Below are 19,978 nucleotides of genomic sequence, written 5' to 3' on the forward strand. Positions count from 1 at the left end.
CTATCGCATTGTTTTTACGGCCAGCGGGAACTTGTCATAAGTGCGCGCTTACTCAAGGAAGAGGCCTATCAAAACGGCCGCGTGTAAACCCTCGCCTTTTTTGGGAATTCCATATTATGTCCACACCCCCTTCCACCATCCTTGTCGTCGAAGACGATGCCATCGTGCGCATGCTCATCGTCGATGTTCTGGAGGAGTTGGAATTCAGTGTCTTGGAGGCTGCCGATGCTAAAGAGGCGCTGGCAGTGGTGCAAAACACCGGGCAGGTAATTGACCTGATGATGACCGACGTGGGCCTGCCGGACATGGACGGAAAGCAACTGGCGGCCAAGGTGCGCGAATTGCGCCCTGCTCTGCCCATCCTGTTTGCCAGCGGATATGCCGAGAACATCGACGTGCCGGACGGCATGCAAGTGATCGCCAAACCGTTCTCGATCGATCAGTTACGCGACAAAGTCAAATCGATGCTGTAGGCGCTTTAATACCGGTTTGTGAGTGCCGTCCCCATGGGCGGCATTTTTACGTCAGGCGTCCATAGATTAACGTGACCTTCGGCCCGTAAAACCGGACACTCAGCGCCTGCCCGCGCCATTCATCCTTATTCTTCAAAATGCACTCAGGAAGGACGTAACAACATGATTGGAAAACCGACGCGCCTGCTGTTGGCGAGCCTCTCGATACTCATGAGCAACGGCGTCTGGGCCGACTTCACCGCCACCCCAGGCGAAGCCCGGGCAATCGCCAAGGAAGCCTATCTATATGGCTATCCGGTCGTTGAGATGTACAAGACGCTCTACACCCAGGCCGTTGACCAAGGCGGCACGCGCTTCAAGACGCCGATTAACCGCATGGGGCATTCCGCTCAGGTGCCGGGGCCTAAAGACACTTCGCAATTCAAGCCCAACCCCGACACGCCCTACTCCTTCGTCTGGATGGATCTGCGCAGGGAGCCGTTGGTGCTCACGTTGCCGCGGATCGAGGACGATCGTTATTACTCAGTGCAGTTGATCGATCTTTACAGCCAGAACATCGCCTACCTGGGCACTCGCAGTACCGGCAACAATGGCGGCCACTACATGGTCGCGGGGCCTGACTGGAAGGGCCAGCAGCCAGTGGACGTAGACCGGGTGATCTACAGCGAAAGCAACCTGGTGTATGCGCTCTACCGCACGCAGTTGTTTGATGAAAAAGACGTGGCCAAAGTCAAGCAGATCCAGAATGGCTACAAGGTGCAGCCGCTGAGCGGCTATGTGAAACAACCGGCGCCGGACAAGGTGGCTAAAATCGAATGGCCCAAGCCCACGGCCGCCATGACAGACAGCCCACAGCTGTTTCGCTACCTGAACTTCATGCTGGCCTACGCCAAGCCTCAGGACAGCGAGAAAGACGTGTTGGCTCGCTTTGCCAAGATAGGCATCGCGCCGGGTGCCCCGTTCAAGCTGAGCCAATTGAACGCGGAACAACGCAAAGCCCTGGAAGAAGGCATAGCCGACGCCAAGGCCGAATTTGCGGCATTCAAAAAAGACAAGATCGATACTCATCAAGTAACCAGCGGCGAACTGCATGGCAGCCGTGACCGCCTGAAAAACAATTACCTGTATCGATACGCCGGGGCCAACCTGCGCCTGTTCGGCAACTCGGCAGACGAAGTGGCCTACATGACCTACTCGGTCGACAGCGAAGGCAAACCGGCCAACGGCGCACGTCACAGCTACACCGTTCACTTTGCCAAAGACCAACTGCCACCGGCGGATGCTTTCTGGTCACTGACCATTTACGACGCCAAAACCGGGCAACTGGTGCCCAACCACAAAAAACGCTACCTGATCAATTCGCGGATGTTGCCTGACCTCAAGCGCGACGCCGACGGTGGGCTGACCCTGGCATTGCAGCACCACGAGCCACCCAAGGCTGAACAGAGCAACTGGTTGCCAGCGCCGCCTGCGCCCTTCTATGCCGTACTGCGCATTTACCTGCCCAAGCCGGAAGTGGGTAACGGCCAGTGGAAGCTACCGCCTCTGACGCCGCTCAAGTAGGGCTGCCTGGCCGGCGGTGGTTGCCCCAACACGCCGGCCAGCGCGGGGCTCAGTGTTTTTTCAACTTGAGGTAGGACTGGTGCAGATCCGACGCCCAGCCATCGATCACGCCTTTCACATCCTCGGCTTTCATCACCTGCGAATCATTAGCCAGCGGCTTGCCGGTGCCTTTGCGCACCACCTGGGCGAGCACCTTGCCGCTGGCACCGTCGAGAAACTGCGCTTCGGTGCCCAGGGTGGTTTCCTGGTCACGGATGCCAGTACCCGTACTGACCGCGGCAGCGACCAGTGCGACCGGTACAAACTCATAAGGTTTGAGCCCCTCGGTCTTGCTGCTGACCGCAGTAATGGCCGCTCGTACTACGATCACACCCGGACCGGGGCCCTCGGCCAGGGGCAGCGACTTGACCAGCTCACGTTTGAGCGCCTGGTTGAAGTAATTGTTGATACCGCGCAAGGTGCTGTCCGGAATTTTTGCCGTTGCCTGGGGCTTGGGGTAAAACTGCGTTGGCTCGATATACACAGCGCTATAGCGGTTTAAATCCAATTGCGGATCGACCCAGCGCATCACTTCAGCGCCAGACGGCGACTTGGCTTCTTTCAGCTGGCTGTAGTCCGAGAGAAAACCGGAGTATTCATCCGGTTGCGTGATTTTGCTGGCACAACCCGCCAGTGCGAGCGAAGTGATGCACAGCGTGCTGATCAATAGCGTTAGTTTCATCGGTGAACTCCCTGGCGGTCGGCGCTGGATTGGTGAGCTCTAGGTATAGCTAATCCTGGGAAAATAACTCTGTGCCGACCGCCAGATGTTCAGGCCCTCTCGCGTGGAATCAGGCTCTGCAACTGCGACGCGAGGAAATTCGCGTCGAAGCCAAAGGTGTCCGGGTCTTTCAGGCCATTGGTCTTCTTCCACAGCCAATCATTTTTGTCCGCCGGCAACACCAACGAAACGCTGCCGTGGCGCGCGGCGGTCAAGCCCATGACCGACACGGAGATCAACCCACCCACCCCCATCACATCGGGCACGAACTCCACCGGTTTGCCGGTGATCTGCACCGTCAGTTTCTCGGTCTTGAACGTCGACGTATCCACCGGCACGCTGGGGCCGCTGGCAACATAGGCTTCACGGTGTACCTCCAGCAACCCGACCGTCTTTACCGGCTCAAGCCACTGCTCGATCTGGCCGAACAACTCATCGAGCTTTTGCGCCCAACGGGCTGACTGCACGTCAAATTGCTGTTTTTTGTGCGCTTCGCTGTCGGCGTAATGACGAAGCATCTCGCCCAGTTGCTGTACATCGTCCATTGCAGATTTCCTTGGGTGAGCCGGATTGCGAAGCCCGATCATGGCAGATGCAGCCGCTGAACGTACGGCTTAAAACTGATCCGCAACAATGAGGTTTTTCTGAGCCTGTTTTGTTTTGCCCCCGCTTCCTACAGTGCCGCCACTTGGAACCGTGGGAGGACTGAGCATGAGCACAGCATCAATCGGGCAGGCCTATAACTACAAAGTCGTCCGTCAATTCGTTATCGCCACTATCGTCTGGGGCGTGGTGGGCATGGCCATGGGCGTGTGGATCGCCTCGCAACTGGTGTGGCCGGAAATGAACCTGGACTTGCCCTGGACCACCTTCGGCCGCTTGCGGCCCTTGCACACCAGCCTGGTGATTTTCGGTTTTGCCGGCAGCGCGCAGTTTGCTGCCAGCTATTACGCGGTGCAGCGCACCTGCCAGGTGCGATTGTTCTCGGACAGGCTCGCAGCGTTCACCTTCTGGGGCTGGCAGTCGGTGATCGTGATCATGCTGATCAGCTTGCCGCTGGGCTACACCACCACCAAGGAATACGCCGAGATCGAGTTCTCTGGAGCGGTGTGGATGGCGGTGGTGTGGGTGGCCTATGCCATCGTGTTCTTTACCACCGTGGTGCGGCGCAAGACCCGGCATATCTACGTGGGTAACTGGTTTTTCGGCGCATTTATCCTGGTGATCGCCATGTTGCATGTGGTCAACCACTTAGCGATCCCGGTGGATTGGTTCAAGTCGTACCCGGTGTATTCCGGGGCCACCGATGCCATGGTGCAGTGGTGGTACGGGCATAACGCTGTAGGTTTTTTCTTGACCACCGGTTTTTTGGGGATGATGTATTACTTCGTGCCGAAACAAGTCGGACGTCCGGTGTATTCCTATCGCCTGTCCATCGTGCACTTCTGGGCGTTGATCACCCTGTACATCTGGGCCGGCCCCCATCACCTGCACTACACCGCCTTGCCGGATTGGGCGCAGTCGTTGGGCATGGCCATGTCACTGATTTTGCTGGCGCCGAGTTGGGGCGGGATGATCAACGGCATGATGACCTTGTCCGGCGCCTGGCATAAATTGCGCACCGACCCGATCCTGCGCTTCCTGGTGCTGTCCCTGGCGTTCTACGGCATGTCGACGTTCGAGGGGCCGATGATGGCGATCAAGACCGTCAATGCCCTCTCCCACTACACCGATTGGACCATCGGCCACGTACACGCCGGGGCCCTGGGGTGGGTCGCGATGATTACCTTTGGTTCGCTGTACCACATGATCCCCAAAGTGTTCGGGCGCGAGCAGATGCACAGTGTGTCCCTGATCAACCTGCACTTCTGGCTCGCGACCATCGGCACCGTGCTGTACATCGCTTCGATGTGGGTCAACGGGATTACCCAGGGCTTGATGTGGCGAGCGGTCAACGATGACGGCACCCTCACCTACTCCTTTGTCGAAGCCTTGCAGGCCAGCCATCCGGGGTTTGTGGTGCGATTTGCCGGTGGTGTGTTCTTCCTCACCGGGATGGTGCTGATGGCCTACAACACGTGGCGTACCGTGCGGGTCGCTGACGTGAACATGGCGCAGCTTGATGCGCGGATCGCCTGAGATGTGGGGCCTGCTGATGGTGGTGTGCCTGTATGGCGCGGTGGAGTACTGCTTGCGCGGTCAGTCGCAGAAGAGCCTGGAAGATGCCAGCTTGATGCCCTTTGCCGATGATCCTGAGGTGGCGCGGCGCGTGGAGCTGGCGACCGGCAAGCCCATCAACGCGGTGGCGCCGGAGGACGCCAAGCCGGGCTGGGTTAACCTGGACATGTAAAACTGCACCGGTCATTTCGCGGCCAACTGCGTATGACTAATTGCCGGCCGATGGGTAAGGTGAGGCGACTTTCCGAGTGAGGAACATCGCATGCGTACCATCGGCCTTATCGGCGGCATGAGCTGGGAGTCCAGCGCCGAGTATTACCGCATCATCAACCAGCGCGTGCGCGACCAGCTCGGGCCGCTGCGCTCGGCGCAACTGTTGATGTACAGCGTGGATTTCGGCCCGGTGGAACAGGCTCAGCACGCCGGCCGCTGGGATGACACTGCACTGATCCTCGAAGATGCCGCGCGCCGTCTGCAAGCTGGCGGGGCCGAGTGTGTGGTGCTGTGTACCAACACCATGCATTTGGTCGCGCCGCGCATTGAAGCAGCGGTGTCGATCCCCTTCCTGCACATCGCTGATGCGGCGGGTGCGGCGGCCGTGAAGGCCGGCACGCTGACCGTCGGCCTGCTTGGCACCGCGTTTACCATGGAGCAGGACTTTCTCAAATCACGGCTGACGGCCCAGGGCCTGACCGTGCTGGTGCCCGAGGCGGATGAGCGACAGGCCGTGCACCGGATCATCTATGAAGAGTTGTGTGTCGGCGTGATCAGCGATGCGTCACGCCAGGTTTACCAAGGTGTCATCGAGTCCCTGGCCGCACGCGGCGCCCAGGCGATCATCCTCGGTTGCACGGAAATCAGCCTGTTGATCAAGCCCGAGCACAGCGACCTGCCGCTGCTGGACACCACCGAGCTGCATGCGCAGGCTGCGGTGGCGTTTGCCCTGGATTAAACCGAGGTGCGCAGGCGCGCCATGCTCACGGTGTCGACAAATTGGCCGTCACGCAGGGCGTAATCGCGCAACACGCCTTCGACCTCAAAGCCGAATTTGCGGTACAGCGCCTGGGCCGCGTCGTTGTCGGCGTACACCGTGAGTTCCACTCGGCGCAGGTTCATCCAGTTGTCGGCCACGTCCAGCGCGGCCGTCAGCAGGCGCGAGCCGACCCCTTTGCCCTGCCACGCCGTCGCCACGCCCATGCCGAATGAACCGACATGGGCTCGGCGTACCCGCAGGTATTGTTCCAAGCCAAGCTGGCCGATCACTTCACCACCGTGCACGGCCACCAGCTGCAGCCGCCGTTCGTTGTCCTGTACCAGCTTGTTACGCCACGCCTCGACCGACTGGAAAGGCATTTGCAGCACCTGACGGCACACGGCCGGTTCGTTATAGAGCGCGGCGACGCCCTCAAGGTGGGCCTCGGTGAAGCGCTGGATCACGATATGAGGTTCAGGTGTGTGCATTGTGTTTCATCCTTTGAAAGACACGTGGCCGAGCAGTTTAGGGGGAAAAGCGCTGCGCTGACGACCACGGAAACGTCCCACATATCAATCGGCCGCATCCTGCATCTGAACGATAGCGGCCATCCTTTCCTGCAACGATACTTGGGCCGGGCCCTGCTACCGGCCTCTCACCCTGTGACCAGAACAATAAGAAAGCCCCACAGAGGAACGCTCATGAGCCGTCTTGAACCCACAGGTCTGTTGCAGGCCTTCAGCACGCTGGTCCTGGATCTGCAGCGACTGGCCCAGCACCAGGAGATCGAGCATTTCCAGCCACAAGCCCTGGCGCGGATCAGCCAGTTACTGGCTTTCGACTGCGCCTGGTGGGGGCGCTCTGCGGTGATCGATAATCTGCCGGAAGAACACAGCAGCTGCCTGTACCAGCTGCCACCGGGTTACCTGACCGACTGGCAGTCGATCCGCCATCTGGATGTGACCTTCGGCCGCTCCCATGCTACGCCCGGTCAGGCTGTGATCATTGACATGCGCGACCCCGGCAGCGGTGCAGGCTTGAATTGGCTGGGAGAACGCTACGGGATCGGCCAGTTGTTGTGCGTGATCCATATCGCCCCCCACACCTGCCTCAGTGATCACTTGACCCTGTACCGCAAGCCCGGGGCCCCGGGGTTTACCGCGCAAGATTGCCTTCTGCTCGATAATCTGATGCTGCATCTGGTGGCGGCCGTGTCAGCGAACCAGATCCGTACGCTGGTGGCCATGCGTGAAACCCTTAGCAACCCCCGAAACCTGGCGCTGGCGGTCTGCGACGCGCGGGGGGTGTTGCAGTGCGCCGAGCGCGGTTTCGTCGATTTGTTGCTCAGTGAATGGCCAGGCTGGAGTGGCCCGACGCTACCCGTGCCGGTGGATGAACGCGGGTATGAAGGCAAGCACATCCATCTCCAGGTCTGGGGGGTGGGCGATCAATTGCTGCTGGCCGCACGGGGCCACCGGGTACTGCCCCAGCTCAGCCCACGGGAAAACGACGTTGCCCAAGGCTTTGGCGAGGGCAAGACGTACAAGGAAGTCGCCCGCGACCTGGGCTTGTCGCCCAATACGGTGCGCCATCACATCCGCGCCATCTACAGCAAGCTTGGGGTCAAGGACAAAGCGCACATCGCACACCTGATGCACGCCCCGCCCGACTGATCCGCAGCACTTTTCCTACGGGTTCTCACACCGTCGCTTTGACGGTCACGGGCGACTGTTGCCCGTTTTCAGCCGATCGCTGCACGCCGCCATCACACGAGATGCCTTGCCATGACTCACACCCATCTGCGTCATCTACCGCTGCTGCTGGGGGGCACGCTGCTGTGCCTGGACAGTCAAGCAGCCGATCTTAACGCGCGCGATTTTTTCAGCGCACCATCCGGCACCAGCCTTGGCGTGTTGTACCTGCCTGGCACTCGCGCCCAAGACTTCCGTGGCCCGGCCGACAGCACTGGCAAGGCCGACCTCAAGGTCAATGCCATCGCCTACCGCCAGGTCTATTTCACTGACGCGTGCGGCACCCTCTGCACCCCGCAATTTATCCTGCCGTTCGCCGATATCGATGCTCGGCTGCCAGGGGCCAGCCGGCGCACCGATGAAAGCGGGTTCGGTGACCCGCAGTTGGGTGGCACGCTGTTTTTCATCAACGATCCGACGTCACGCACCTACAGCGGCCTGTTAACCCTGATCACGCTGCCGCTGGGCGAATACCACCGCACGCAGCCGGATGTGTCCCCCGGCGCCAATCGCTGGGGCGCAACCTTGGTCTACAACTACACCCGTGGCATCGGTGAGAAGTGGGTACTGGAAGCCAATCTCGAAGCCCAGCTGTACGGCAAGAATGACGACTACCTGGGCAGCGAGCTCAAGCAAGACCCGTTGTACCGCCTGCAAGCCTTCGCCTCCTACGATTTCACGCCCGTCACCTACGGTGCCCTGCGCCTGATCCAGGCCACGGGTGGCGCACTGCGCATCGACAATCGATCGATCGACGACACCCGCAAGCGCTACACCCAGGTCGGGTTCGAGGTCGGGCATTGGCTCGATAAGCAGAACCAAGTGATGTTCAGCCTCTCGCAAAACGTCGCCACCGCCAACGGTTATGCAGGAACCGACGCGTTGTTGCGCCTGGTCCATGTGTTCTGACCTCTGTCCTGGAGCTTGATCATGCACAACTCGTCCCCTACACCCTGGCAGCGGCTGGCGGCCATCGTGCTGTTTGCCGCGATCACCCCGACCATTTTGATGACTGCGCCTGCCGTGGCGGCGCAGTTGGCCGCCCAATGGCAATTGAGCCCGGCACAGATCGGCGACTTGTTTTCCGTCGAACTGGGCGCGATGAGCCTGGCGACCCTGCCCGCCTTCTGGTGGCTGCGGTGCGTGAACTGGCGAGTGGCAGCCTTGGCCGCAGCCGTGCTGTTCATTGCGGCCAACCTGATGTCGACGCTTGCCGACACCTATACCCAGTTGCTGGTCCTGCGCTTGGTCAGTGCCTTGGCGGGCGGTTCGTTGATGATCATCTGCCTGGCGAGCGCAGCCACCACCGCCAACCCCAGCCGTGTCTACGGGTTATGGGTGGTCGGGCAGCTGGTCGTTGGCGCCGTCGGCCTGGCGGTACTACCGGGTTTATTCGAACGTTATGGACTGCAGAGTTGCTACCTGATCCTGGCAGGGTTGATGGCGCTGTTGCTGCCGCTGGCACGCGGCTTTCCTTGTGCCCATGCAGCGCCACAAGCAATCGGGACGGCCGCTGCTGGCACACGACGCAAAGCCCTACTGGGTGTCGGTGCGGTCCTGGCCTTTTACATCAGCCTGGGTGGAGTCTGGACGTTTATCGGCGCCCTGGGCGCCACTGCCGGGATTTCCCCACAGCACAGCGGCGAGATATTGGCCATTGCGACGGTCATGGGAATCGCCGGCGCCGCGTGCACGTCACTGATCGGCTCCCGTCTGCCGCGTCAGCAGTTACTGCTGGCAGGCTACGCGTTAATGGCGGCAGCGGTGCTGCTCCTGCTGGGCCAACCCACCCTGGTGCGCTTTGCCCTGGCGGCGCTGCTGTTCAAGTTCGCCTGGACCTTCATCTTGCCGCTGATCCTTGCTTGCCTGGCCGACCTCGATCACAGCGGCAAGCTGATGAACGCGTCGAACCTGATGATCGGCGGCGGCTTGGCCATCGGCCCGGCGATAGCGGGTCGGCTCATCGAGGCCAGCGGCGGCTTTGCCGTGCTGTTGATGGGCGGCGCCGTGATCACGCTGCTGTCGTTGGCAATGATCCTTGCCAGCCGTCCCGGACCTGTCGTTGAAATGGAGCCTGTATGAACCGAACCACCGCGTTTTTCTTTGATGAAATGAGCCTTTGGCACAGCGCCAGCTCCCATGCATTGACCTTGCCCGTGGGCGGCTGGGTACAGCCACCTGCCGGCAGCGGGCATGCCGAATCCCCCGAAACCAAGCGGCGCATGAAAAGCCTGCTGGATGTCTCCGGGTTGGGCCATCACCTGCACATGCACAGCGCTGCGCCAGCGAGCGAAGCCGATTTGCTGCGCGTCCACGGCCATGAATACCTGCAGCGTTTCAAGGCGTTGAGCGATGCCGGTGGCGGCGACCTGGGATTACAGGCGCCGATAGGCCCGGGCAGCTACGAAATCGCCCGACTTTCGGCCGGCCTGACGATGGCTGCCGTCGACGCCGTGCTCAAGGGCCTGGCAGATAACGCCTACTCATTGTCACGACCGCCGGGGCATCACTGCCTGGCGGACAGCGCCATGGGGTTCTGCTTCCTGGCCAACATCGCCATCGCGATCGAAGCCGCCAAGGTGCGCAATGGGCTGGGCAAGGTCGCGGTGATCGACTGGGATGTGCACCATGGCAACGGCACACAATCGATCTTCGAGGCGCGCGCGGATGTGCTGACGATTTCGCTGCATCAGGACGGCTGTTATCCCCCCGGTTACAGCGGCGAGCAGGAACGTGGCCGTGGCGCAGGGCTGGGGGCGAACATCAATATCCCCTTGCCACCGGGAAGTGGTCACGACGCCTACCTGCATGCGATGAACCGGATCGTGGTGCCGGCATTGGAGCGTTTCCAGCCGGAACTGATCATTGTCGCCTGCGGCTATGACGCCAACGCCGTCGACCCGCTCGCGCGCATGTTGCTGCACAGCGAATCCTTCCGCCTGATGACTCGCTGCGTGCGCCAGGCTGCCGAACGCCTGTGCCAGGGGCGTCTGGTGCTGGTGCACGAAGGCGGCTACAGCGAAGCCTACGTACCGTTTTGCGGGTTGGCGACGCTGGAAGAGTTGTCGGGTGTGCGCACCGCGGTGGACGATCCGATGCTCGCACTGGTCGAGCTGCAGCAGCCCAAGGCCGCGTTGCTGGCGTTTCAGAAACAGTGGATCGACCACCTCGCAATCGGGGTCACTCACTAGCCCTTGGACGATGCCAATCGCCACACCCGCGCTATATCCGAGGCCCGCTCACGAAGCAGGCGCGGCGCCTCGCTGCACGCTTGTTCCAGGCTCATCGGCCCCGCAGGCAAGGCAAAAGCAGCCGCTACACCATGGGCATACATCTGTTCATAACCCTCGCCCAGCGTGCCGGCAATCACAATGACCGGCACGTTGTGCTGGCCGGCGATACGGGCCACACCAAAGGGGGTTTTGCCGCGCAGGGTCTGGGCATCGAAACGCCCTTCGCCCGTAATGACGAGGTCGGCACCCCGTACGGCGTCCTCCAGACCTACCAGCTCGGCCACCACTTCCACACCCGCACGGAACTGCGCGCCCAGAAAGGCCTTGGCAGCGAAACCCAAGCCACCGGCCGCACCGCTGCCGGGTTCGTCGCGCACATCCTTGGGCAGCACCCTGGCACAGTGATCGGCGAAGTGACCGAGGGCCGCATCCAACTGTTGGACATGCACGGGGCTGGCGCCTTTTTGCGGGCCAAAAATAGCGGAGGCCCCGTGGGGGCCGCACAGGGGATTGTTCACGTCGGCGGCGATTTCAAAGCGCACCTGTGCCAGGCGTGGGTCGAGGTTTTCAAGGCTGATATGCGCCAGACGTGACAAGGCCAGGCCACCCGGTGGCAGGGTTTGCGCCTCCGCGTCGAACAGCTGCGCGCCCAGGGCCTGCATTGCGCCCGCGCCAGCGTCATTGGTAGCGCTGCCGCCGATGGCCAGGATGATGCGCTCGGCGCCGAGGTCCAAGGCCGCGCGGATCAGTTCGCCGGTGCCGTAGGTGGTGCTGGTGCACGCATCGCGCTGGCCCGGCGGTACCAGTTGCAGGCCGCTGGCTTCGGCCATTTCGATGATGGCGGTGTGGCTGTCGGCCAACCAGCCCCAGCGCGCCTCAACCGTGCCACCCAACGGACCTCTCACCTGCTGACGCCGCAGCTCACCCTTGCAGGCGGCCAGCACCGCGTCCACCGTGCCTTCACCCCCATCCGCCATCGGGCACTGGATCAACTGTGCTTGCGGCCAGACTTCGGACAACCCGGCCGCGATGGCCTGGGCGACGCCTTCGGCACTCAGGCTGTCCTTGAACGAGTCGGGGGCGATGATGATTTTCATGGGCTTTCTCCGGTTTTTATAACGCCCATGCTGCCAGTTGGCAGGGCTACTGACGCCGGTCCGATGCACAAGTACGGCGGCGCTTTGTTGTTCATTCCGACAAAGCCTGGGGCAACAGCTGTACACCCAGGTAGAGAGCAAGCATGCCGTCCAGGGTCAATGGGTCGACGCCACTGAGTTCGGCAATGCGCTCCATACGGTAACGCAGGCTGTTGCGGTGAATACCCAGCGCATCGGCACACGCCTGGCTTTGCCCGTCGTGTTCGCACCAACTGCGCAACGTGGCCAGCAGTTGGCCGTTGCTGTCCTTGGCGAGCACTTTGCGCAGAGGGTTGAGCAGCTCGTCGAGCGCATCGTCGTTGCGATGGCGCCAGAGCATCACCGGCAGGCGATAGCGGTTAAGGGTCAGCAGGCGCGACTGCGGTAGCACATCGCGACCATAGGCCAGCAGATCCCCGACGCGTCGATAGCAGCGACGCAACCCCGCCAGCCCGTCCGCCTGCCCGCCAACGGCCACGCGCAGGACGTTCCAGCCGAGGGCATCGAGCTTTTCCAGCAAGCGCGGGTTGTCGACCTGCACTGCCGCCGGCCGGCACCACAGCAGTGAGAATTGCGCCGAGCTGACACACCAGCTGTCCGGATAACGCGAGGTCAGCCAGGTACTCAGGGCTTCCGCCGATTGACCTGCGCCCAGTTCGAACAAGTATGGCGTGCGCGGCAGTTGCGGCTTGAGCCCCAGTTGCTGGGCCTCGTCCACCAGGCGCGGCGAGTCGCCGGTTTCCGCCAGGAGCAAGGCCAGCAGGTCATCACAGCGCTGGCGCCGCCATTGTTGCTCGGCCTGTTGGTGGCGGTGGCTGACCAGCATTTCGGCAGTCATGCGTACCAGTTCGGCGTAGGTGCGCAGGCCTTCCGGTTCGCCGGTGATGCCGAGAACACCGATCAGGCGCCCATCATGCAACAACGGCAGGTTGATGCCTGGCTGCACGCCCTTGAGGTGCTTGGCGGTCTGGCCGTCGATTTCCACCACGCGGCCATTGGCGAGCACGAGTTGGGCGCCTTCATGGCGGGTGTTGATGCGCTCGGGTTCGCCGCTGCCGAGAATCAGGCCTTGGCTGTCCATGACATTGACGTTGTAGGGCAGGATCGCCATGGTTCGATCGACAATATCCTGCGCCAGGTCATGATCCAGCTCAAACATGGGGCTAATTCCTTAGAAGCGGGGTTGTTCACAGGCACAGCGCAAAGCAGGGTTCGCTGTGCGCAAGCACAAAGACAGCGGCCTGCCAGGTGGCCGAGACTCAGTGGGCGATCAACGTTACCCTCGCATCGCGAAAAATCATAATAAAGAGAGACTGCCATGTCACAGAGCGCCACGACCCCACTGGCCACCGATGACGATAAAAACGCCATCTACAAGCGCATCACCCTGCGCCTGATCCCCTTCATTTTCATCTGCTATCTGTTCAACTACCTTGACCGGGTAAACGTTGGCTTTGCCAAATTGCAGATGCTCGATGCGTTGAAATTCAGCGAAACCGTGTACGGCCTCGGCGCCGGGATCTTCTTCATCGGCTACGTGCTGTGCGGCGTACCGAGCAACCTGGCGTTGACCAAATTCGGTCCACGGCGCTGGATTGCGTTGATGATGATCGTCTGGGGCACACTCTCCACCTGCCTGCTGTTCGTCACCACCCCGACGCACTTCTACACCTTGCGTCTGTTTACCGGTGCCGCGGAAGCGGGCTTCTTCCCCGGCGTGGTGCTGTACCTCTCGCAATGGTTCCCGACCTTCCGCCGTGGGCGGATCATGGCGCTGTTCATGTCGGCGATCCCGGTCTCGGGTTTGCTTGGCAGCCCGTTCTCCGGCTGGATCCTCAACCATTTTGCCGCCGGCCAAGGTGGCCTCGCGGGCTGGCAGTGGATGTTCCTGCTGCAAGGCATCCCCACCGTCGTGCTGGGCGCCCTCGCCTACTTCCTGCTCAGCGACAGCTTCGCCAACGCCAAGTGGCTTAAGCCCCACGAACGCGCCGTGCTGGAGGCCGACCAGGCGACTGATTTGGCCAACAAGCCCAAGACAACCACGGACTCCCTGGCCGAAGTGTTCAAGAACCCGGCCATCTGGGCATTCGGCCTGATCTACTTCTGCATCCAGAGCGGCGTGTATGCCATCAACTTCTGGTTGCCGTCGATCATCAAGAACCTGGGGTTCAGCGATAACCTGGTGATCGGCTGGCTGAGTGCGATCCCGTACTTGCTGGCAGCCGTGTTCATGTTGCTGGTGGGTCGCTCCGCCGACTTGCGCAAGGAGCGTCGCTGGCACTTGGTGGTGCCGATGCTGATGGGGGCTATCGGCCTGGTGATCGCGGTGAACTTCGCCACCACCCCGGCCATCGCAATCCTCGGCCTGACCATTGCCACCATGGGCGCCCTCACCGGTCTGCCGATGTTCTGGCCGGTGCCTACCGCCATGCTCAGTGCAGGCGCGGCGGCAGGCGGCCTGGCGTTGATCAACTCCATGGGCCAGATGGCCGGCTTCCTCAGCCCGTATATCGTCGGGTTCGTGAAGGATGCCACCGGGTCAACGGATATGGCGCTGTACCTGCTGGCGGCGGTGATCGTGGCCGGCAGCGTGTTGGCGTTGCGGATGACGCGTACCCTGAAGGCATAAGCCTGTGAGAGCCGGCTTGCCGGCTCTCACGCACGTCAGAGCAGACCGCCGCCGTCGATATCGATCACGGCGCCGGTCATAAAACCATTTTCCATCGCCAGCACATACCCCGCCGCGACCTCCTCCGCCTGCCCCACTCGCCCCACCGGCAGCGCGCCACCGGCCTTGGCGAACATCGCCAAGCGCTGATCTTCGGAGAGCCCCGCATAGGCCGGTGTATCAATCACCCCTGGGCTGATCGCATTGACCCGGCGCGGCGCCAGCTCCTTGGCCAACTGCTTGACCAATGCTTCGGTCGCGGCGTTGATGCCGGTCTTGATGAATTGCCCTGCAACCGATTTACGCCCCAATTGCCCGGACGTGAGGCTGATGCTGCCGTGCTCGTTCAAAAAAGGCAGCGCCTGTTGGATCGCCCGCAGTGAGCCCCAGAGTTTTACATTGAAGTTTTCCTGGGCTTCGATCAGGTCGGTTTCGCCCAAGGTTTTGGCCCGCACACTCGGCCCCGAGGTGTAGACCAAGTGATCAAAACGCCCCACCGCTTCGAACAGGCGTTGCAGCGAGGCCGCGTCGGTGACGTCAACGGGTTCGCTGCGCAGGCCGTTTTCGACGCCGGACACCAGGCGCCGCCCGGCCAGCACCACCTGCGCACCTCGTGCGGCGGCGGCCTGGGCCACGGCTGCACCGATTCCGCTGCTGCCACCGATCACGATGACGGTTTTGCCGTTGAGGGAAGAGGTCATGGGAAAATTCCTGATTGAGAAAGTGAGCGTTTATCTTCCCAGCTTGGCAATCCGCGAAAAATCCCGGTAAAAGGACAAGATCTTTAAAGGATTTTTACAAATGAGTTCGATCCTCGACCTTGAAGTCTTCGTGCGAACCGCCGATACCGGCAGCTTGTCTGCCGCTGCCCGTGGCCTGGGTTTGACCCCGGCGGCGGCGAGCATCGCCCTCAAGCGCCTGGAAACCCGCCTGGGTATCCGCTTGCTGGCACGCTCCACGCGCAGCATGCGCCTGACCGAGGAAGGCCGGCGTTACCTCGACAGCGTACGCGTGGCACTGGCGGCGTTGTCCGAAGGTGAGCAAGCGCTCAAGCAACAAAGCCAGGGGTTGAGTGGGTTGCTTCAATTGGCCGCGCCGTCGGATTTCGGGCGCAATGTGGTGCTGGGCTGGCTGGATGAGTTCAAGGCCGAGCACCCCAATATCCGCCTGCAATTGATGCTGAACGACAGTAACGCCGACCTGTTCCGCGAAACCGTCGACATCGCCCTGCGCTTTGGAGTGCCCCAGGACTCCAGCCTGGTTGCATTGCCGATCGCGCCTGATCACCACCGCGTCGCCTGCGCCAGCCCCGACTACCTGGCCCGTCATGGGACGCCGCGCGAACCGATGGAACTGTCCCGACATACCGCGCTGCGGTACATGCGCCAGGGCCAAGTGAGCAAGACTTGGCGGTTTCGTCAGGCTGATCAGCTACAGGAGGTTGAAGTGACGGGGGATTTCCTCAGCAATGACGGAGAAATCGTCCGGCGTTGGGCGCTTGGCGGGCACGGTATCGCCTACAAGGCCAGGCTCGACGTGATCGGCGATATCGCCGCCGGCCGACTGGTCGCGCTGTTAGAGGATTGGCAAGGAGAGCCTGCCCCTTTCAACCTGATGTGCCCTCACCGCCTGCAGGTGTCGGAACGGGTGAAGGTGCTGCATCGCTTTTTACAGCAGCGCTGCCAGACACTGCTGAGCACATGAAGAAACCCGCGCAGGGCTTGTCCCAGAGCCTCTGAGTCTGGTATTGCATGGGTACATTTCCCGCCTTGAGGAGTTATCCATGATTTACCGCACATTGGGCCAGTCCGGTTTGAAGGTCAGCGCCTTGACCCTGGGCACCATGATGTTTGGCGAACAGACCAACACCGAGGACTCGCTGCGCATCATCGACAAGGCCTGGGATCAGGGCATCAATTTCATCGACACGGCGGACGTCTACACCGGGGGGCGCTCCGAGGAAATCGTCGGCGAAGCCATTGTGCGTAATCGCCAGGATTGGGTGGTGGCCTCCAAGGTCGGCATCGGCCCGGTGGACGGTTTGCCCAACCGCAGCGGCTTGAGCCGCAAGCGCATTTTCAACGCACTGGAAGCCAGCCTGACCCGCCTGGACACCGATTACCTGGACATCTACTACCTGCACCGTGAAGACCACAACACCCCCCTGGAAGTGACGGTGTCGGCGATTGGCGACCTGATCCGCCAGGGCAAGATCCGCTACTGGGGCCTGTCCAACTATCGCGGTTGGCGCATTGCCGAGGTGATTCGCGTTGCCGAGCGCCTGGGCGTCGACAAGCCGGTCATCAGCCAGCCTTTGTACAACATCGTCAACCGCCAGGCCGAGGTGGAGCAGATCACCGCTGCAGCCGCCTACGGCCTGGGTGTGGTGCCCTATAGCCCGCTGGCTCGCGGTGTGCTTAGCGGTAAATACGCGCCCGACGTTACCCCCGAGGCCGGCAGCCGCGCGGCGCGCCAGGACAAACGCATCCTGGAAACCGAATGGCGTGTCGAATCGCTGCGCATCGCCCAGCAGATCCAGCAGTACACCCAAGGACGTGGCGTGGGGATCGTGGAGTTTGCGATTGCCTGGGTGTTGAACAACTCGGCGGTCAGCTCGGCGATTGTCGGGCCGCGTACGGAGGCGCAGTGGGATGCCTATATTGGCGCGCTTGAGGTGAAGATCAGCGCCGAAGATGAGGCGTTTATCGATTCGTTGGTGACGCCGGGGCATTCGTCGACGCCGGGGTTCAATGATGTGGGGCACTTCGTCTCCGGTCGCTTACCACGCGCATAACCCCTCCACTCTGTAGGAGCGAGCCTGCTCGCGAAGAACCCAAGGACGCCGCAGGCTACCTGATAGCGCTGCGTGATCGTTGACGTTCTTCGCGAGCAAGCTCGCTCCTACAAGAGGCGGCGATAAAATTTCCTGAAAAACGCCCCAAAACAGCGCAACCCTCTCCCGCCAAAAGCTCCATAATCCCCTTATCTTTTGTATCAACGGTTTTCGCGAGGACAGAGTGTCTAAAGGAGTTGTTTTATCGGTCTTGGCCTCGGTGCTGTTTGCCGTGATGTATTACTTCACATCATTGCTCACGCCCTTGAGCGGCCTGGAGATTTTCGGCTGGCGCATGTTGCTGACCGTGCCGTGCATGACGGTGTTCATGATCGTCAGCGGCGAATGGCGGCGGGTGTGGGAGCTGCTGCAGCTGTTGGCGGCCAAGCCACGCTTGATTGCGGGTGTGTTGCTGTCCTCTGCCTTGTTGGGCGTGCAATTGTGGCTATTCATGTGGGCGCCGCTGAATGGGCGCAGCCTGGATGTGTCGGTGGGGTACTTCCTGCTGCCGCTGACCATGGTGCTGACCGGGCGCCTGGTGTGGGGCGAACAACTGTCCTACTTGCAACGGATTGCCGTGTTTTTTGCGGCCCTCGGGGTGCTCAACGAGCTGTATCAGGCCGGTGGGTTTTCCTGGGCAACGCTGGTGGTGATCATCGGCTACCCGGTGTATTTCATCGTGCGCAAGTACCTCAAGACCGACCATCTGGGTGGGCTCTGGCTGGATATGGCGCTGATGCTGCCGGTGGCCTGGTGGTTTGTGCAGAGTGGCGAGCAAGGCTTTGCGGTGATGGATGCCCACCCGAAACTGTATGCGCTGATCCCGATGCTGGGCCTGATCAGCGCCTCGGCGCTGGTGAGCTATATCATCGCCAGCCGGTTGCTGGCGTTCAGCCTGTTCGGGTTGCTTAGCTATGTTGAGCCGGTCCTGCTGTTAGCCGTGGCGCTGATCTTGGGTGAAGGCATCAAGGGTGGCGAGTGGCTCACCTACATCCCGATCTGGTTGGCGGTAATGGTGCTGGTGTTTGAAGGCTTCAAGCACCTGGTGCATCAACGCAAAACCTGATGCGCAGGCAATAAAAAGCCCGGCCGGGGTCACCCTCGGCCGGGCTTTTTGACGCTTAATCGGCGGTCAATACACCACGACGCACCTGGTCACGTTCGATGGACTCGAACAGCGCCTTGAAGTTGCCCTCGCCAAACCCATCGTCGCCCTTGCGCTGGATGAATTCGAAGAACACCGGGCCCATCAGGGTTTCCGAGAAGATCTGCAGCAGCAGGCGTTTGTCGCCTTCCACGGAAGATCCGTCCAGCAGGATACCGCGTGCCTGCAGTTGATCCACCGGCTCGCCGTGGTCAGGCAGGCGGCCTTCGAGCATTTCGTAATAAGTGTCTGGCGGCGCGGTCATGAAGCGCATGCCGATTTTCTTCAACGCGTCCCAGGTCTTGACCAGATCGTCGGTGAGGAACGCCACGTGCTGGATGCCTTCGCCGTTGAACTGCATCAGGAACTCTTCGATCTGCCCCGCGCCCTTGGACGACTCTTCGTTCAGCGGGATGCGGATCATGCCGTCCGGCGCACTCATGGCCTTGGAAGTCAGGCCGGTGTACTCGCCCTTGATATCGAAGTAACGCGCTTCACGGAAGTTGAACAATTTCTCGTAGAAGTTGGCCCAGTAGACCATGCGGCCGCGATAGACGTTGTGGGTCAGGTGGTCGATGACTTTGAGACCTGCACCGACCGGATTGCGCTCCACACCTTCGAGGTACACGAAGTCGATGTCGTAGATCGAGCTGCCTTCGCCGAAACGGTCGATCAGGTACAACGGCGCGCCGCCGATGCCCTTGATCGCCGGCAGGTTCAATTCCATCGGCCCGGTGTCAATATGGATCGGCTGGGCGCCGAGTTCCAGGGCGCGGTTGTAGGCCTTTTGCGAGTCCTTCACGCGGAACGCCATGCCGCACACCGACGGGCCGTGTTCGGCCGCAAAGTAGGAGGCGATGCTGTTGGGCTCGTTGTTGAGGATCAGGTTGATCTCGCCCTGGCGATACAGGTGCACGTTCTTGGAACGGTGGGTCGCGACTTTGGTGAAGCCCATGATCTCGAAGATCGGCTCCAGGGTGCCCGGCGTCGGCGACGCGAATTCGATGAATTCAAAGCCCATCAGGCCCATTGGGTTTTCGTATAGATCTGCCATGGTGGCACCTCATCATTCTTGTAATAGACACAGTATTAATGGCGAGCAAGGATGAGGTTGCAGGGTGGCGCACAGGAAAGGCCTCGCACGCTGCGGGCGAGGAAGTCACCAAAGATGAGGGGGGAGCCGAGTAGCTTCATGGGGTCATCAGTCTCTGACGGCTTAGGCTTGCGTGAGCGCAAGTCCATATTCTTGTATGCGTAAATCGATTC

General features: G+C 61.2%; 20 protein-coding genes. 13 read left to right on the forward strand and 7 right to left on the reverse strand.

The window, feature by feature from the left end; genetic code table 11:
• Positions 1-116: 116 nt before the first annotated feature.
• Positions 117-473, forward strand: coding sequence for a response regulator (locus BMZ57_RS17965; protein WP_010210396.1), 357 nt, complete (start codon positions 117-119; stop codon positions 471-473).
• Between the two features lie 162 nt (positions 474-635).
• On the forward strand, positions 636-2,036 hold the full coding sequence (locus tag BMZ57_RS17970) for a DUF1254 domain-containing protein (protein ID WP_069673035.1): 1,401 nt from the start codon (positions 636-638) through the stop codon (positions 2,034-2,036).
• A gap of 49 nt (positions 2,037-2,085) precedes the next feature.
• Here BMZ57_RS17970 and BMZ57_RS17975 read toward each other — a convergent pair whose 3' ends face one another.
• Together BMZ57_RS17975 and BMZ57_RS17980 are read right to left on the reverse strand one after the other, a co-directional pair.
• Entirely contained in the window at positions 2,086-2,757 is a 672-nt protein-coding gene (locus tag BMZ57_RS17975) for a DUF3313 domain-containing protein (protein ID WP_010210394.1), read from the reverse strand.
• An 89-nt stretch (positions 2,758-2,846) separates the two neighbouring features.
• Positions 2,847-3,341 (reverse strand): hypothetical protein, encoded by a 495-nt coding sequence (locus tag BMZ57_RS17980; protein ID WP_044287215.1) that lies wholly within the window; start codon positions 3,339-3,341, stop codon positions 2,847-2,849.
• 166 nt (positions 3,342-3,507) lie between these two features.
• Between BMZ57_RS17980 and ccoN the strand changes: the two genes are divergently transcribed.
• The 3 genes from ccoN (at position 3,508) to BMZ57_RS17995 (ending at position 5,926) form a co-directional block, all read left to right on the forward strand.
• On the forward strand, positions 3,508-4,935 hold the full coding sequence (gene ccoN, locus BMZ57_RS17985; RefSeq protein WP_044287216.1) for a cytochrome-c oxidase, cbb3-type subunit I: 1,428 nt from the start codon (positions 3,508-3,510) through the stop codon (positions 4,933-4,935).
• 1 nt (position 4,936) lies between these two features.
• Positions 4,937-5,146 (forward strand): cbb3-type cytochrome c oxidase subunit 3, encoded by a 210-nt coding sequence (locus tag BMZ57_RS17990; RefSeq protein ID WP_069673034.1) that lies wholly within the window; start codon positions 4,937-4,939, stop codon positions 5,144-5,146.
• A 90-nt stretch (positions 5,147-5,236) separates the two neighbouring features.
• Complete coding sequence (locus BMZ57_RS17995) at positions 5,237-5,926, forward strand: aspartate/glutamate racemase family protein (RefSeq protein ID WP_010210388.1); 690 nt, start codon at positions 5,237-5,239, stop codon at positions 5,924-5,926.
• Here the strand turns inward: BMZ57_RS17995 and BMZ57_RS18000 are convergent.
• Positions 5,923-6,435: a GNAT family N-acetyltransferase gene (locus BMZ57_RS18000; RefSeq protein ID WP_010210387.1), complete on the reverse strand. Its 513-nt coding sequence runs from the start codon at positions 6,433-6,435 to the stop codon at positions 5,923-5,925. The genes BMZ57_RS17995 and BMZ57_RS18000 overlap by 4 nt on opposite strands.
• 213 nt (positions 6,436-6,648) lie before the next feature.
• Here BMZ57_RS18000 and BMZ57_RS18005 point away from each other — a divergent pair, with 213 nt between their 5' ends.
• The 4 genes from BMZ57_RS18005 to BMZ57_RS18020 all read left to right on the forward strand — a co-directional run bounded on the left by BMZ57_RS18005 (position 6,649) and on the right by BMZ57_RS18020 (position 10,889).
• Positions 6,649-7,620 (forward strand): helix-turn-helix transcriptional regulator, encoded by a 972-nt coding sequence (locus BMZ57_RS18005; protein WP_047541984.1) that lies wholly within the window; start codon positions 6,649-6,651, stop codon positions 7,618-7,620.
• 111 nt (positions 7,621-7,731) lie between these two features.
• Positions 7,732-8,607, forward strand: coding sequence for a transporter (locus BMZ57_RS18010; RefSeq protein ID WP_010210385.1), 876 nt, complete (start codon positions 7,732-7,734; stop codon positions 8,605-8,607).
• 21 nt (positions 8,608-8,628) lie between these two features.
• Entirely contained in the window at positions 8,629-9,780 is a 1,152-nt protein-coding gene (locus BMZ57_RS18015; protein ID WP_010210384.1) for an MFS transporter, read from the forward strand.
• On the forward strand, positions 9,777-10,889 hold the full coding sequence (locus tag BMZ57_RS18020) for a class II histone deacetylase (RefSeq protein ID WP_010210383.1): 1,113 nt from the start codon (positions 9,777-9,779) through the stop codon (positions 10,887-10,889). The genes BMZ57_RS18015 and BMZ57_RS18020 overlap by 4 nt, the downstream gene beginning before the upstream one ends.
• Here BMZ57_RS18020 and BMZ57_RS18025 read toward each other — a convergent pair.
• Positions 10,886-12,028: a glycerate kinase gene (locus BMZ57_RS18025; protein WP_010210382.1), complete on the reverse strand. Its 1,143-nt coding sequence runs from the start codon at positions 12,026-12,028 to the stop codon at positions 10,886-10,888. The two genes, BMZ57_RS18020 and BMZ57_RS18025, sit on opposite strands and share 4 nt — an antisense overlap.
• A gap of 91 nt (positions 12,029-12,119) precedes the next feature.
• The gene (locus tag BMZ57_RS18030; RefSeq protein WP_010210381.1) at positions 12,120-13,226 is read right to left on the reverse strand and encodes a sugar diacid recognition domain-containing protein; all 1,107 of its coding nucleotides are present in this window, start codon (positions 13,224-13,226) and stop codon (positions 12,120-12,122) included.
• 159 nt (positions 13,227-13,385) lie between these two features.
• Here BMZ57_RS18030 and BMZ57_RS18035 point away from each other — a divergent pair, with 159 nt between their 5' ends.
• Positions 13,386-14,696: an MFS transporter gene (locus BMZ57_RS18035; protein ID WP_010210380.1), complete on the forward strand. Its 1,311-nt coding sequence runs from the start codon at positions 13,386-13,388 to the stop codon at positions 14,694-14,696.
• A 35-nt stretch (positions 14,697-14,731) separates the two neighbouring features.
• Here the strand turns inward: BMZ57_RS18035 and BMZ57_RS18040 are convergent, their stop codons facing one another.
• Complete coding sequence (locus BMZ57_RS18040) at positions 14,732-15,436, reverse strand: SDR family oxidoreductase (protein ID WP_044287219.1); 705 nt, start codon at positions 15,434-15,436, stop codon at positions 14,732-14,734.
• Between the two features lie 100 nt (positions 15,437-15,536).
• Here BMZ57_RS18040 and BMZ57_RS18045 point away from each other — a divergent pair, with 100 nt between their 5' ends.
• The 3 genes from BMZ57_RS18045 (at position 15,537) to rarD (ending at position 18,634) form a co-directional block, all read left to right on the forward strand.
• Positions 15,537-16,439: a LysR family transcriptional regulator gene (locus BMZ57_RS18045; RefSeq protein WP_021493118.1), complete on the forward strand. Its 903-nt coding sequence runs from the start codon at positions 15,537-15,539 to the stop codon at positions 16,437-16,439.
• Between the two features lie 79 nt (positions 16,440-16,518).
• A complete protein-coding gene (locus tag BMZ57_RS18050; protein WP_010210373.1) occupies positions 16,519-17,529 on the forward strand; it encodes an aldo/keto reductase in 1,011 nt (336 codons plus the stop codon).
• A 223-nt stretch (positions 17,530-17,752) separates the two neighbouring features.
• Positions 17,753-18,634, forward strand: a complete 882-nt coding sequence (gene rarD / locus BMZ57_RS18055; RefSeq protein ID WP_010210372.1) for an EamA family transporter RarD — start codon at positions 17,753-17,755, stop codon at positions 18,632-18,634.
• A 55-nt stretch (positions 18,635-18,689) separates the two neighbouring features.
• Here rarD and hppD read toward each other — a convergent pair whose 3' ends face one another.
• Positions 18,690-19,766, reverse strand: coding sequence for a 4-hydroxyphenylpyruvate dioxygenase (gene hppD / locus BMZ57_RS18060; protein ID WP_021493116.1), 1,077 nt, complete (start codon positions 19,764-19,766; stop codon positions 18,690-18,692).
• Between the last annotated feature and the right edge of the window lie 212 nt (positions 19,767-19,978).

This window comes from Pseudomonas simiae (assembly GCF_900111895.1).
Classification (GTDB): domain Bacteria; phylum Pseudomonadota; class Gammaproteobacteria; order Pseudomonadales; family Pseudomonadaceae; genus Aquipseudomonas; species Aquipseudomonas simiae.

Bases quoted from the DNA above. Each gene is read 5' to 3' on its own strand.
- BMZ57_RS17975 (WP_010210394.1), bottom strand. From the start codon at position 2,757: ATGAAACTAACGCTATTGATCAGCACGCTGTGCATCACTTCGCTCGCA.
- BMZ57_RS18005 (WP_047541984.1), top strand. From the start codon at position 6,649: ATGAGCCGTCTTGAACCCACAGGTCTGTTGCAGGCCTTCAGCACGCTG.
- BMZ57_RS18030 (WP_010210381.1), bottom strand. From the start codon at position 13,226: ATGTTTGAGCTGGATCATGACCTGGCGCAGGATATTGTCGATCGAACC.
- BMZ57_RS18000 (WP_010210387.1), bottom strand. From the start codon at position 6,435: ATGCACACACCTGAACCTCATATCGTGATCCAGCGCTTCACCGAGGCC.
- BMZ57_RS18035 (WP_010210380.1), top strand. From the start codon at position 13,386: ATGTCACAGAGCGCCACGACCCCACTGGCCACCGATGACGATAAAAAC.
- ccoN (WP_044287216.1), top strand. From the start codon at position 3,508: ATGAGCACAGCATCAATCGGGCAGGCCTATAACTACAAAGTCGTCCGT.
- hppD (WP_021493116.1), bottom strand. From the start codon at position 19,766: ATGGCAGATCTATACGAAAACCCAATGGGCCTGATGGGCTTTGAATTC.
- BMZ57_RS18040 (WP_044287219.1), bottom strand. From the start codon at position 15,436: ATGACCTCTTCCCTCAACGGCAAAACCGTCATCGTGATCGGTGGCAGC.
- BMZ57_RS18045 (WP_021493118.1), top strand. From the start codon at position 15,537: ATGAGTTCGATCCTCGACCTTGAAGTCTTCGTGCGAACCGCCGATACC.
- BMZ57_RS17970 (WP_069673035.1), top strand. From the start codon at position 636: ATGATTGGAAAACCGACGCGCCTGCTGTTGGCGAGCCTCTCGATACTC.
- BMZ57_RS17980 (WP_044287215.1), bottom strand. From the start codon at position 3,341: ATGGACGATGTACAGCAACTGGGCGAGATGCTTCGTCATTACGCCGAC.
- BMZ57_RS18020 (WP_010210383.1), top strand. From the start codon at position 9,777: ATGAACCGAACCACCGCGTTTTTCTTTGATGAAATGAGCCTTTGGCAC.
- BMZ57_RS18010 (WP_010210385.1), top strand. From the start codon at position 7,732: ATGACTCACACCCATCTGCGTCATCTACCGCTGCTGCTGGGGGGCACG.
- BMZ57_RS17965 (WP_010210396.1), top strand. From the start codon at position 117: ATGTCCACACCCCCTTCCACCATCCTTGTCGTCGAAGACGATGCCATC.
- BMZ57_RS17995 (WP_010210388.1), top strand. From the start codon at position 5,237: ATGCGTACCATCGGCCTTATCGGCGGCATGAGCTGGGAGTCCAGCGCC.
- BMZ57_RS18050 (WP_010210373.1), top strand. From the start codon at position 16,519: ATGATTTACCGCACATTGGGCCAGTCCGGTTTGAAGGTCAGCGCCTTG.
- BMZ57_RS17990 (WP_069673034.1), top strand. From the start codon at position 4,937: ATGTGGGGCCTGCTGATGGTGGTGTGCCTGTATGGCGCGGTGGAGTAC.
- BMZ57_RS18015 (WP_010210384.1), top strand. From the start codon at position 8,629: ATGCACAACTCGTCCCCTACACCCTGGCAGCGGCTGGCGGCCATCGTG.
- BMZ57_RS18025 (WP_010210382.1), bottom strand. From the start codon at position 12,028: ATGAAAATCATCATCGCCCCCGACTCGTTCAAGGACAGCCTGAGTGCC.